Consider the following 13552-nt stretch of genomic DNA (forward strand, 5'->3'; position numbering starts at 1 on the left):
GGCTAAGGCCGCGCGCCGTCAAGGATCGGTTTGCGATACACCACGGTCTTGAGCTGTGGCAGGCGTGCCGGAAACAGTCGGCGTGCCTCCAGCACGTTGAGGCCCACCATCAGCCAGAACAGCGCCACCATCACCACCGCGAAGCTGAAGTAGTGGTCAAACAAACCGCTGACCAGCGCCGAGAGAATCCCGGCCGTGCTGCCCAGCCACAACGCGTTGTCCTTGGTCAGGCGAATAGGGCCTTTTTCCGGGCGCGCCTCACGCCACCAGCGCACGGTGACGGCGACAAACAGCAGCATGCCGACAATGCCGATCTTGTAGATGAGGTTCAGCCACAGGTTGGAGATCCCCAGCAACAAAGTGCCCGGCACCGGAGGGTCGACCTTGAAGCCAATGCCGAACGGATACGCCGCCACCGCCTGCGGGAACATGCGGTATTCATCGACGCGCACTTCGGTACTGGCGTTGCTCGAGGAAAAAATCGTCGCCAGGCGATCCTGCAACGGTGGGTAAGCGATCACCAGTGCCACCGTCAGGGCGGCGCCGATCATCAACAGGCGCCCGGTGTACGGCACGCGGCGCGTCGCCATCCACATCAGCACCAGCGCCAGGCTGACCATCGCGCCACGGCTACTGGCCAGCAGCAAGGCCGCAGCGCCCAGGCACGCCACGCCCAGGCCCAGCGCGCGTTTCCAGCCTTGTTCGGTCATGCCGTAGCAGAACGCCAGGGGCAGCAGCAGCGCCATGATCCCGCCGATGGCATTCGGGTGCATCCACGGCGAGCCCATCCGCGATGCCATCGCCTCCAGGCCGAATTTCAACATGTCGAAGTTGCCGTAATTGAACACCGCCAGGATCGGCGCAATGCCCGCTCCCGAGCGGGTACGCACAAACACTGCAATCGACAGCACCAGCATCGCCAGCGTGCCCAGCAGCAGGGCGATGACCAGCGATTCGCGCTGCTTGTAGCCGGTCAGCAACTTGGCGCAGAGGAACACGCCCGAGAGGTTCAGCAACCAGCGCAGCCAGTTGGCCGTGCCGCTGGTGTCGGCGTGGATGCTGACCTGGCCGACGATAAACGGGAACACGCTGAACAGCATCAGCCACAACAGTGCCTGGTCGGTGGGGCGCCGTGACAGCCTGGGTGTCTCAGGCACGCGCGACAGAAAACTGTGCCACACCACCGCGCCCCAGGTCAGCGCGAGGACGGCTTCGCTCACCGTACTGCGAATGCCCAGGTTGAGGGTCGAATACGGCATAAAGGTCGCGACCCCGGCGAACAGCAACAAACCCCAGAACGGGAAGCGCAGGATGGTGACCGCCGCCGCCAGGCCGATCACGGCGAGGAACGCTTTGGCTGGCGACAGCATCAACGCGAGTGCGCCAAACAGCAGGCCGAAGAGGATGGCGACGAGGCTTGCCAGGGAGAGTCTCATTTCAATTCCTCGATCAGTTCGGCCAGGCGTCGACTGTAAGCCTGGTGGTTGAAACGTTGTGCCCACAGCTTGCGTTGTTCGGGGGAATCTTCGGTGGCACGACTCACCAGTTCGACCATCAATTGCACCAGCGCGGGGCCGTCGCTGGGCGAAAAGCGCGGGGCCGAAGGCGGCGTGATCTCATCCAGCGACGTGCCGCTGGCCACCGCTACCGGTGTGCCGACACTGAGGGCTTCAATCACCGGCAAGCCAAAACCTTCGGCATAGGACGGCTGCCACAGGCGCGACGCCTTGCGGTACAGCCCATGCAGTTGCGCATCTGACACCCCGCTCAGGGCGCGAATACCCGGCAGGCTGCGCTGGGCTTCGGGCAGGTGATCGAGGCTGCCTACCAGCACCAGCTCGGGTACGCGAGGAGACAGGCGCCGCGCCTGTTGCCAGGCGTCGACCAGAAACGGCACGTTCTTGCGCAACTCGCGGGTGCCGACCAGCAGCCAGTAATGTTCCGGCAACTGGCGTGCCAACAGGTCCGCAGCCAGGTCGACAAAACCCTCCACTTGATTGGGCAATACGCGAATTTTGCCCGCCGCCTTGGGGAACAGCCGCGCGGTTTCATCGGCGCTGTACTGCGAGGGCGTCCACACCCGATCGGCGCTGCGCACCGCATAGGCGATCGAGAGTCGATCGCTGGTCTTGTAGATCAGTGCCTTCAAACGGTTGGCGTGGTAGTTGTTCAGGGTGATCTGGAACAGGTCATGCAACAGCACCACGGTGCGCAGACCCTTCGGCTTGGGAGGCAGCGGCAGGCCCATATTGAACGTGCTGATGTACAGGTCGATGTGCTGCTCACGCAACGCGCGTGGCAGAAAACCAGCCTCGAAGCGCAGGCGATTCTGCGGCTGGTGCATGGCTGTCTTCGCGCAGCCCCACGCCGGGCAGTGGGCCTGCAGGCGGGTTTCATCGCCCAGCGGGGCCACCGTAAACCGTTCCAGCTCGACATCCGGCAGCGCGCGCAGGGCATTTTCCAGCGCGTACACCTGGCGACTGATCCCGGATTGCGGCGAGGTGCCGACGGTGCGGTAATCCAGGCCTATACGCATGCGGGTGCCTTTTGGCTTAGCGGCGACAGGCTTGCGTACACCTGCTCCAGTTGGCTGGCGGCGACGCTCCAGTCATGGGCCCGGCGCACATACGCGCGGCCCGCTTCACCCATCGGCGTGGCGGCGTCGGGAGATTGCAGCAGGCGCACCACCGCGTCCGCCAGGCTGTCGGCGGTTTGCCCGCCGAGGTAATCCAGGCCCTCCACCAGATCCAGGCCCGACACGCCTTGTTCGGTGCTCGCCAACGGCAACCCGGCGGCCAGCGCTTCCAGCACTTTCAATTTGGAACCGCCGCCATGGCGCAAGGGCGCCAGAAACACCGAACAGCTCGACTGCAGGCTCAACAGGTTCGGCACAAACCCTTGCCACTCAATGCGCGGGTCCTTCCAGCGTTCACGCCAGCTGTCGGGCATGCCGAAACCGCACACACTCATGCGCGCATCCGGGCAGCGTTCCCAGACCTTGGGCAGGATTTCATCCAGGGCCCATTCGATGGCGTCCACATTGGGCGCGTATTCATAGTTGCCGAGGAACAACACGCGGCGCGTCGATGGGTCGGGGTGAGCCGCAGCAAAGTGATCACAGTCCACGCCGTTGACCACCACCGGCACCGGTTTGCCGGCAATCCTGGCCAGCACCTGTGCATCGCTTTCGGTGACCGCCACCACCTGCGCTGCCTGGCGCATCACGCGGTGTTCCCAGCGCGCGTAGCGCCATTGATCGTAGCGAATGAACGGCAGCGCCCAGCGCGGCAGGCGATCGTAAGTGGCCGCGCCCAGCGCCGACTCAACGTTGTGTTCTGTCAGCACGAAAGGCTGGGATGTGCGTGCCAGGGCGTCTTCATAGGGCTGGAAGGCGTAGGTGTGCTCGATCTGCACCACGTCCCAGTGCTCTTTGAGCAATTGATTGAAGGTGTCTTGCAGCGCGCCCGACAAACCATTCACGCTGGCCAGCAGCGGGTAGGGCGCAAACAGCCCGGCCATCAGGGTTTTCACGCTGCGCAGCGGGCGGCGTGGCAGTACGATCAGTTGCTCCAGGAACGCTTCGAGTACGTGGCGGTCGGTCAGCGACACCGGGTGCTTGTCATGCAGCAGCAAGGTGATCCGATGCCCACGTGCAGCCAGGCTGCGCAGCAGGTGGAACTGGCGCGTCTTGCCGCCGCTTGTGGCGGGCCAGGGCGAGTAGGGCAGGATCCATAAAATGCGCATGGCGGGCTTTAATCCCATAACAGAATTTGCAGGTTCGACTTGACCGCAACGGTCAGCCCATTTGTGCCACTCACCGGCGTTTGCGTGCCGCGCAACGGGTCGTACAGGGTGGCGCTGGTGAGGTTGGGCAAGTGCGCGTTACCGCCTTGGGCCGACCAGAAAAACCATAGTTTGTGACCGTCGGCGCGGGTCCAGCCGATGCTGAACAGGCCGTCGGGCAATTGGTCGGCAGTGGGCGGGTCGCCGGGGGTGAGTTGTGGCCCACTCACGTCGAGGAAATTCTTCAAGGCGGTGTAGACCGGCTTGGGGTTGGCGTCGATGTCGAGTAAGCCATAAGACTGGTCGCGCACGCTGGCGCGTTGATCCAGGTCGCTCAGGGTGAACAGGAAGATCTTGTCGAAATCCATCGCGCTCATCAGCGCTACCCGGCGCACCACGTAATCGGCCTGGCCCTGCAAGGTTATGAGGTCCTGGGCTTCTTTCGGCCCAGGGTAGTTCGACCAGCCCCATTCGGTGCTCCACAGGGTTTTTACACCGCTGGCGCGCAGGGTCTGGTTGAGCGCGGTGGTCTTGGCGATAAAGTCCAGGTTCGCCGGGTCGTTGCCTTCGGGCAACTGGGTGTAGGGGTGATAGGAAATCACCGTGTTCAAGCCGGTCACACCCAGTGCGCCGAGGGCGGCGAGCATGGTTTGGCCGTTGGGCATTTCGCTGAAGAACGCCATGCCGGCAGCCACCACGGGTTTGTTGGCATCCACAGTGCGCAATGCAGCAGCGGTGGCGGTCAACAGGCTGGCGTAGCCTGCCGGGTCAGCTGCCGGGCGCCAAAACCCGAGCAGGTTGGGCTCATTCCAGACTTGCCAGGCATCCACGCTGGGGTAGCGTTGCGAGAGCAGTGCCATGCGGTTGGCGAAGACGTTCGGGTCCTTGGGCGGATACTGGTCCTGATACGGCGCGCCGGCCGGTGCGGTGGTGATGAAGGGCGCCGAGCCCACCAGGTAGAACACCGATTTGAGCTGATTGTCTTGCAGCTTGCCCACCAACTGATCAAGGGTTGCGATCTGATACTGGCCTGCGGCGGGTTCCAATTGATCCCAATGCAAATCCAGGCGTACCCATTGCAGGCCCAAGGCCTTGAGGCGGTCGATCTGCAACTGATACAGCGTGGGGCTGAACCACAGGAACTGCGCGTTCACGCCCAGGAAGTCCTTCCACACCACCACTTTGTTGCCCTTGAGTACATGGTTCTCGGCGTCAGCCTGGCGCCCCCACATGAAGGCCGTCAGGCCGAGCGCGGCAATCACCGCAAGGGTGGCGAGATAAGTCCGTTTACGCACCATAAGGGGCTCCTGCAATCGCCTGCTCGAAGAGTTGCTTGAACTGCTCTGCGGTCAACGGCCACAGGCGGTCACGGCCGATTTGCGCGGCGCGTTCGGCCCAGTCGCGCGCCAATGTCGGTGTGCGCGCCAGGCGCAAGAGTTGTTCACTCAACGCGGTCACATCGCCTTGGGGATAGATCGCGCCATTGCCACTGGCGACCTCTTCGGCAAACGCCCGCGCATCCGAGGTGATTGCCCCGCGCCCACAGGCGGCGGCCCAGGACAGCGCGCCACTGGTGCCGCGTTGGCGCCCCAGCAGGCCGAGCTTCTTCGATTCGCGGTACGGCAGCACCATCACGTGGTGTGCCTGGATGGTTTGGGCAATCTCGCTGGCCGGCAAGTTCAGCCGCCAGTCGATGGCGCCCGCCAGGCCGAGTTCGGCAATCTGGCTGTTCAACTGTTCCAGGTAGTTGCCGCCTGCGCCAAACGCCATTTCGGCGGCCGTGCCACCGGCCAGGGTCAGGCGCACACGGTCACGCAATTCGGGGGCTTGCTTGAACACATCGGCGAGGGCCTGCAACAGGTCTTCAATGCCTTTGCCACGGTAGATAAAACCGAAATACAGCAGGTGTAAGGTGTCCAGCGGCGGTAAGGGCGCCGGTGCAATCGCCAGGTTGGCGTGGTTGATAACCGCCACTTTGCCGGTCGGCAGGTGCATGCGCTGGCTCAGGCAATCAGCGCCGAGGCGGGTCAGGGTAATCAGCCGCGTCAGGCCTTGGGCGACATGGCGCTCTTCGCGCAAGGTGAGCGGGTCGGCGAGCACCACGGCCGCCTGCGGCAATGGGCTGGGCAAATGTTGCAGCAGGTTCAGCGGGAAGGGCAGGTGCTCGCGCCGCCACACCATGCGTTCCGGGTCATGCACGGTGGCGGTCAGCGGTAGCCTGGGGTAAGCCTTGCGCAACTCGCGCAGGGCCAGAAACTCCCCAAGCCGGCCGCCACCCAGCTCAGCGTGGACCAGGTCCACGCTGTGCCAGTCGAACGCGGCGATGGCCTGTTTGATCGCTTCGCTAGTGCCTTCCACGCCACTCAACGGTGTCGCCACCGTCACGCCCAGCTGTTCCAATGCCGTCTTGAAATGGTTCGCGTAGTCGGCGATACCATTTTTTTCCGGAGGCAAAGGCGCAAGCAAGGCGATGTGCATCAGAACGCTCCCCGGTACTTGGCGATCGTTTTAAGCACCTTGGCCGGCACTTCGAATTTGCGTCGGTTGATGATGATGCCATCCACCTTGCCGAACGCCGTGTTGAGGATCGACAGGGCGTGTTCCACCACCGGCACCGTGCTTTTTTGCGCTTCTACCACCAGGGCGATCAAGTCGGCACGGCGCAGGTTGATAAACGCATCGCGGTTATCCAGCAGCGCCGAGGCATCCAGCAGCACCAGTTCGCCCGGTGCAGCAGGCTCCGCGCCGCCGACCCGCACGGCAATGCCGTTTTCCTGCAGCAATTGGCGCAGTTGCTCGACCACGAAGGTCACCCCTTCACCATGACGCGCCGAGGTCAGCCCCAGGGTCATGCCTCGCTCGGCAATACGGTCCAACTGCAGCAACCCGTACAGCCGGTAAATACTCGCATTGAACGCGTTGGTACTTTGCGCGGTGCTGGTGTCCAGCTCCGGCAACGTGGTCCACAGTGGCAGACCGAACTTGCGCTCCACCAGGCCGCCGTCATGAATACGCTGGTCCAACAGGTAGCACAGGTAAATCACCAGCAAACCGACGACGATGGCAAACGGAATCGCCAGTAGCAGCATCACCAGGGTTTTCGGAAAGATGCGACCCGGGTTCAGGGTGGCTTCTTCGATCACCGCAATATTGCTGATCTGGCTCTTGTCCAGTTCACGGTCGATGCGTGACTTTTCCAGGTTGTCCACGTACAGCGCGTAGTTGCGTTCGGTAGCGCTCAGCTCGCGTGCCAGACGCGCCAGTTCCGGTTCGATCTCCATGGCCTCTTTGCGTTGGGCTTCGAGGTTCACCAGTTGTTTTTGCTGCTGCACAAGTTGGGTGCGCAGCGCCAGGTTGTTGCTCGACTCGTCCAGCAGCACGCGCTGCAAGTGGATTTCCAGGGTGTTCGGCGCCCGGTTTTCGGAAGATTGCACCGTGTTGCTCTCACTGGCGACCTGGGCTTGCATCGCACGAATCGACGCATCCAGGGCTTTGACCGGCGGCGCGTTGTCGGTGTAGGTACGCATCATGTCGGCTTTTTCCAGCAGCTTCTGGTTCAGCAGGCGACGCAAATCCTGCTGCTGCGGGTTCAGCGCGATCTGGCGTACGGTGGTGACTTCCTTGGGTTGGGTTTTCAGTTGATCGCGTGTGCTCTGGAGCGCGCTGTCGGACGAGGCGATCAGGCGGCTGGTGTTGAAGGTCTCGCCGCGCAGCACGTTGATGCGTTCGGACAAGTCTTCCAGGCGATCAGTGATGCTCGCCGCGCCGATCTCATTCAAGTGCTTGAGGATCTGCTCCTTATAGCTCTTGATCTCGGTGGCGCTGGTGTTCACCTGACCTTCATAGAACGCGTACAGGCTCTTGCGACCCAGCGCCTGGGTGCGTTCGGTGATGTAGGTCTCGACCCAGTCTTTGACCACGGCCTGGGCAATTTCCGGGTCGCCCCACCTGAAGCTGATATCCATCACCGTGGAACCTGCGGCGTGGCTGACCTCGAAGTTTTTTTCCAGGCTCGCGGCCAGGCGTTCCACCGGCGTGGTTTTTTCCACAATGCCAACGGTTTCAAGTACCACGCGAATACCATCGAACACCGCACCCACGCCGGCCTTGACGTAGTACTTGGTGCGCTTCCAGAAGCCTTCAGGCGGCGGCGCGTTGTCGATCAGTTCCAGATAATGCTCGGCGACGGTGCGCACAATCGGGCGCCCGGTCAGCAAGCGTTCCTCGTCGACAATCGGGTCGCGCTGGGTGCTGGGCATCACCAGCGCCTGACGGTTGCTGATCTCGATCGGCAAGGTGGAATCACGCCCCGGCTTGACCAACAGGCGCGCGGTGGATTCGTACTTGGCCGGCAGCAAAAATGCACCCAGCAGAATGATCACCAGCGCCGCGATGGCGGCCAGTTTGAACTCTTGCCGGAAGATGAAGAACAGGCGCAGAAGATCACGAAAAGAACGGATCTCGATCATGGGATGTCGCTCCTTTAGTTACTGGAACTGCTGCTGGTTCGCGTGTAGTTGTAGCCAACCCCGATCGACTTGGTGAACGGGATCAGTTGGTTCAAGTAGGTGTCCACGCCTTGGATACGCTCGCCCACGTTGGATTTAGGTACGAACACCACATCCCCGCGTTGCAGGCGCACCGATTTACGCCCGTTGGGACCGGGTTTGAGGTATTGGCTGAAATCCAGGAAGTAGGCGTGATAGGCGCCCTGGGCATCTTCACGCAGCAGTGCAACCATGCTCGCATCGCCCGAGGGGTTCACCCCGCCGGCGCCGACAATGGCTTGCTCCAGGGTGTTGGCCGTGCCGATCTGCACTGCGGTCGGGTTGTTCACCGCGCCGCCGACGATCACCGAGTTACCCGGAGCCTGGTTGATGTTCACCGTCACCCGTGGCTCGCGGTACACCGGCGCCAGCTTGTTAGTCAGCTCGCTGGCCAGTTCCGAGGGTTGGCGACCGGCGACCTGGATCGGGCCCAGGAACGGGTAATTGATCTTGCCGTCCGTTTGCACCGTGTACAGCGTCAGCTCGTAAATCGTGCTGACGTTGAACGCGGACAAGGTCGGCATCTCCCCGGCATCACGCACGATACGCAGCTGGTCGCCGACGCGGATGCGTTCCACGGCCACTGGCAGCTGTGCGAGTTGGTCGAGGGCGCGCTTGCCGTCTTCGATGGTCTGGTCGTCCGGTGGGACGATGCGTGCGGGCGTATTGCAGGCGGCCAACGCCATCATGGCCAGGACGAGCAAGGTTCTTTTCATCAAGGGGGACTTCCTGTGGGTCATGATGCTCACCTCCAATAACCGGGGAACATGCTGATGCGCCGCTTGAGGGCGAGGGGGAGCCGGCGTTCCAACTGGCCCAGCCGATAGCCGAGCAGCTTGAACGCGCTGCGCACCAGTACTTCGGGTACGCGGTGCAATGCACCGGCTGCGCGCAAGGCCGCGATCTCAGCCAGTACATAGCGTTTACCTTCACCACCTGCATCGCCAAAGGCCTGGCGAATCCACGTCTCGCGACCGTAGAACACGCCAATGTCGAAGTAGCGGTGAAACTCATCCATGAGTCGGTAATCGTGGGAGTGATACACCCGCGCGGTGGCGGCGTAGCGCACTGTGTAGTCCTGGAGAAGCATGCGCGCAGCGACGTAGGCGTCTTCGCTGCCGATCACATCGACGGGAAAGCCGCCGACGGCCTGCAATGCGCTGCGTCGGTAGACGCAAAAAGAGTCGGAGCTGAAGCAGGTCTTGATGCCCAGCTCCGGCGCATCGGCCAGGCGCTTGCTGCGACTCTGGGCCGGGTAGTTGAAATGCCGCGACTGCGCGCCCAGCACACCGGCGCCGGGGTGTGGCAATTGCCGGCCGTACGCCACGCCGCTGCGCGGGTCTTGCTGCAATTCGTCAAGCAGGTTGGCGAAGGTCTCGGGGCTGTCGGGGATCGCGTCCTGAGTCATCATGATCAGCGCATCACCACCCACCTGTTCACTGGCCCAGCGGCGCGTGCCGCCGTGGTTGAAGTCCCGCGCGTCGATCACCTCGACCCGGGCGCCGAAGTCGCGAAACCGCGCCACGGTGTCATCGCTGGAGGCGCTGTCGACCACCAGCATTTCGTCCGGTTGCAGGGTCTGCATTTTCAGCGCAGGCAGCAGGCGCGCCAGGTGACTGGACGCGTTGCGGGTCGGGATGATCAACGAAGTACGCATGTCACTTTTTCACGTCAAGGGGCGCACGCCCGTAGATGTCGTCAAAGCGCACGATGTCGTCCTCGCCCAGGTACTCACCGCTTTGCACCTCAATCATCACCAGGTCGATGATGCCGGGGTTGGTCAAGCGGTGCTTGTGCCCGGCCGGGATGTAGGTGGACTCGTTGGCGTTGATCAGAAATTCGCGGTCGCCATTGGTGATCTGGGCGGCGCCGCTGACCACCACCCAGTGCTCGCTGCGGTGATGGTGCATTTGCAACGACAGCGATGCCTGGGGCTTGACCACGATGCGCTTGATCTTGAACCGGGTGCTTTCCTCCAGCACGGTGTAGGTGCCCCACGGCCGCGTGACGGTGCGGTGCAGGCTGTACGCGGGATGATTCTGACGCTTGAGTTCGGCGACGATAAAACGCACGTCCTGGCTGCGGTGGGCGTCGGCGATCAGCAGCGCATCGGGGGTGTCAACGATGATCAGGTCGCGCACGCCGACGGCGCCGAGTACGCGCTTGGGCGAGTCGATGTAGCAGTTGTGCACGTCATGCAAAATCGCTTCGCCATTGACCTGGTTGCCATGCGCGTCGCTGGGTGTGAGTTGGCGCAAGGCTTCCCAGGAACCGATGTCGCTCCAGCCGATGTCGCACGGCACGACGGCGACTTGCTTGGACTTCTCCATTAACGCGACGTCGATGGAGATATCCGGCGCGCTGCCGAATGCGTCGGGGTCCAGTTCACGCTGGCGCGAGGTTTTGTTTTGCAGGTCATGGCTGTGTTCCAGTGCCGCGTTGGCCGCGGTCAGCACATCGGGGGCATGGGCGGCGAGTTCGTCGACCAGGGTGCTGGCCTTGAAGCAGAACATGCCGGCATTCCACAGGTGCTTGCCGCCGTCGAGGTAGCCTTGCGCGGTGGCCAGGTCGGGTTTCTCGACAAAGCGTTTGACCTGGAAGCCGGTGCCCAGCGCATCGCCTTTTTCGATGTAGCCGAAGCCGGTTTCCGGGTGGTCGGGCTGGATGCCGAAGGTGACCAGGTAGCCGGCTTCGGCCAGGTCGCGGGCCTGGACCACCGCTTCGGCGAACGCGACTTCATTGAGAATCAAATGGTCGGCGGGCATTACCAGCAACTGCGCGTCGTCGCCAAAATGCGCCTGCACATGCAGGGCCGCCACTGCAATGGCCGCCGCCGTGTTGCGGCCGAACGGTTCCAGCAACAGGTCCAGGGGCAGGTGAGCCTTGTTGACTGCGCGGTAGTCATCCAGGGTGCGAAACAGCAGGTCGCGGTTGGTCACGGTCAGCACGCTTTCCACGCCGGGCAGTTTGGCCGCGCGCTGGAAAGTCTTTTGCAACAGGCTCTGGCCGTCACGCATGCGCATGAAGGGCTTGGGCATGTTCTGACGGGAAACCGGCCACAGCCGTGTGCCCGAGCCACCGGAAATAATGCAGGGAATTAATCCGTTGAGGGTATTCATCAATAGACTTCCTTGGTGGAGAGGACGGCCGGGATCGTCATGAAGACGATGTACAAGTCAAACCACACCGACCACTTGGAGATGTACTCCAGGTCGTACTCGACACGTTTCTGGATCTTGATCAGGGTATCGGTTTCACCCCGGTAGCCGTTGATCTGCGCCCAGCCGGTGATGCCCGGCTTGACCCGATGCCGCGAACTGTACTCGCTCACCGCGACTTCGAACGGAATACCGGCGGCCTTGGTCGCAGTGGCGTGGGGGCGCGGGCCGACCATGGACATATTGCCCAGCAGCACATTGAATAACTGCGGCAGCTCGTCAATGCTGGTCTTGCGAATGATGCGGCCCACACGGGTGATGCGCGGGTCTTGGCGAGTGGTCTGTTGCTCAGCGGTGAAGTCGCTCTGGTCGGTGAACATCGAGCGGAATTTGAACACGCGAATCTCGTTGTCGTTGTAGCCGAAGCGGTTCTGGCGAAACAGCACCGGGCCTTTGGAGTCGAGCTTGATGGCGATTGCCGTCAGCACCATCACCGGTGACAGCGCCACCAAGGCAATGCTGGCCAGCAGCAAATCTTCACAGCGCTTGATGAATGGCGACCAACCGCGCAGCGGCAACTGCGAGGTGTTGAACATCAAAATGCCGCCCACGTCGGTGATGCGGCTGTGGCCATAGCGCAAGGCCGCCATGTCGGGCACCAGCATCACGTTCACCGACATCTGGCGCAGGCGATTGACCAGCCCGTGGATGCGTTGCTCGGCGGCCCACGGCAAGCAGATCATCACTTGGTTGACCTGTTCGGCACGGATCAGCTTTTCCAGGTCACGGGTATTGCCCAGTAAGGGCAGACGACTCAATTCCTTGGGAATGCGCTCGGTGCGGTCATCGATAAAACCGATCAGGCCGGAACGGATATCGCCGTTGCGTTGCAGGTGGTCGGCGACGTGCACGGCGGTGTCGGTGAAGCCCAAAATCACCGTACGTTGCAGGTATTTGCCTTTGCGCATCAGGTTGCGATACAGGCGCAGCATCACCAGGCGCTCAAGGCAGAACAGCCCGAGGCTGGCGAAGTACCACGCCACCAGGTTGCGCGGCGTCAATTGCGGGAAAAACTGCAGGATCTGGTACATGAACAGCAAGATGCAGAACGCCGAGGACCAGGCCACGATGCTGGTCCGCAGGCGCAGACGATTGCTGAACAACTCCTCTGAATAGATCCCCAGTGCATGGAAAAGAATCACGCTCAGCACTGCAAAAAACAGCAGCAGGCCGAGGAAGTGCGCACGCAACTGAGGGGCCATTGTGTCGAGGAAAAATACCAGGACCAGCGGTGGCAAGATAGCAGTCAGGCCGTGTACCAATTTGACGAAAACCACAAAAAATTCAACAAAACCCGCACGGGTCAGAAACAGGCTTACGACTGACGACTTTTCTCGCATAAAAACATCCCTCATTGCACTCCAGGCTCTCTGTTTCGCTGCTTTTGAGGGCACGCGAACGATGGCAACGCTGGGTAAAACGCAAGCCTTTCTCTTCCGAAACGAAGGAAATGCGTGGGGGCAGTGGCTAAAGGAGTTTTCTGGCTATTGGCTTTGTCAGTCAGAGAAAACGCCTTTTTGCTGGCCTTGTCAATAACTTGACTTTTTTTCGGATGGGCTGCCGCAGACACCTTGTTTAGTCTTCTTATGTGTCATTTTGTTGACTTTCCTTGTCAGTTCACTCGTTATTTGGGTGTGATTTTGAGTGTAGAAACAAATGTGAGAATTTTCCTGCCGGGCAGTAAAACCTTTTTTGGATGGAGGTAGGAAAGAGGGACAGGGAGTGATTTGAAAGGCGCGCCAAGTGCCCTGAAATGGGCGTTATAGCCAGTATGGGCGGCGTTGCAAACGCACGCGTAAAATTCGGGGAACTGGCTGTAAAGTGGCCCAAAAAGCCGTGCAGCCGGCCTGGCCGTCGCGCTGAATCTGTCACTTCTGAGCGCTGGTGCCGACCAGGGGATTTTTATTCAAAAGTATCAGCGCAATTTTTTGTTGTATCCGTTTGACTACTTTACCGGTCGCGCGCTCGGACGGTTGACGTGGAAGAAATGATCGATTTCGCGCA

General features: G+C 61.5%; 10 protein-coding genes. All 10 read right to left on the bottom strand.

Annotation, left to right across the window (positions count from 1 at the left end):
* Positions 1 to 2: 2 nt before the first annotated feature.
* From A7D21_RS20195 to A7D21_RS20240, 10 genes are read right to left on the bottom strand one after another with little or no spacing between them, the layout of a single operon-like run.
* Positions 3 to 1436: an O-antigen ligase gene (locus tag A7D21_RS20195; protein ID WP_053255379.1), complete on the bottom strand. Its 1434-nt coding sequence runs from the start codon at positions 1434 to 1436 to the stop codon at positions 3 to 5.
* On the bottom strand, positions 1433 to 2536 hold the full coding sequence (locus A7D21_RS20200; RefSeq protein WP_069552515.1) for a glycosyltransferase family 1 protein: 1104 nt from the start codon (positions 2534 to 2536) through the stop codon (positions 1433 to 1435). The genes A7D21_RS20195 and A7D21_RS20200 overlap by 4 nt, the downstream gene beginning before the upstream one ends.
* Complete coding sequence (locus A7D21_RS20205; RefSeq protein WP_069552516.1) at positions 2527 to 3744, bottom strand: glycosyltransferase family 4 protein; 1218 nt, start codon at positions 3742 to 3744, stop codon at positions 2527 to 2529. The genes A7D21_RS20200 and A7D21_RS20205 overlap by 10 nt, the downstream gene beginning before the upstream one ends.
* 8 nt (positions 3745 to 3752) lie before the next feature.
* Positions 3753 to 5081, bottom strand: a complete 1329-nt coding sequence (locus A7D21_RS20210; protein WP_053255382.1) for a cellulase family glycosylhydrolase — start codon at positions 5079 to 5081, stop codon at positions 3753 to 3755.
* Positions 5071 to 6261: a glycosyltransferase gene (locus A7D21_RS20215; RefSeq protein ID WP_053255383.1), complete on the bottom strand. Its 1191-nt coding sequence runs from the start codon at positions 6259 to 6261 to the stop codon at positions 5071 to 5073. The genes A7D21_RS20210 and A7D21_RS20215 overlap by 11 nt, the downstream gene beginning before the upstream one ends.
* Positions 6261 to 8252: an exopolysaccharide transport family protein gene (locus tag A7D21_RS20220; RefSeq protein ID WP_053255384.1), complete on the bottom strand. Its 1992-nt coding sequence runs from the start codon at positions 8250 to 8252 to the stop codon at positions 6261 to 6263. The genes A7D21_RS20215 and A7D21_RS20220 overlap by 1 nt, the downstream gene beginning before the upstream one ends.
* Positions 8253 to 8266: 14 nt before the next feature.
* Entirely contained in the window at positions 8267 to 9046 is a 780-nt protein-coding gene (locus A7D21_RS20225) for a polysaccharide biosynthesis/export family protein (RefSeq protein WP_069552517.1), read from the bottom strand.
* 29 nt (positions 9047 to 9075) lie between these two features.
* On the bottom strand, positions 9076 to 9987 hold the full coding sequence (locus A7D21_RS20230) for a glycosyltransferase family 2 protein (RefSeq protein ID WP_053255386.1): 912 nt from the start codon (positions 9985 to 9987) through the stop codon (positions 9076 to 9078).
* 1 nt (position 9988) lies between these two features.
* Complete coding sequence (locus tag A7D21_RS20235; RefSeq protein WP_069552518.1) at positions 9989 to 11449, bottom strand: mannose-1-phosphate guanylyltransferase/mannose-6-phosphate isomerase; 1461 nt, start codon at positions 11447 to 11449, stop codon at positions 9989 to 9991.
* Positions 11449 to 12888, bottom strand: coding sequence for an undecaprenyl-phosphate glucose phosphotransferase (locus tag A7D21_RS20240; protein ID WP_053255388.1), 1440 nt, complete (start codon positions 12886 to 12888; stop codon positions 11449 to 11451). The genes A7D21_RS20235 and A7D21_RS20240 overlap by 1 nt, the downstream gene beginning before the upstream one ends.
* Between the last annotated feature and the right edge of the window lie 664 nt (positions 12889 to 13552).

The organism is Pseudomonas sp. AP19 (genome assembly GCF_001728855.1).
In the GTDB taxonomy this organism is placed as follows: Bacteria; Pseudomonadota; Gammaproteobacteria; order Pseudomonadales; family Pseudomonadaceae; genus Aquipseudomonas; species Aquipseudomonas fluorescens.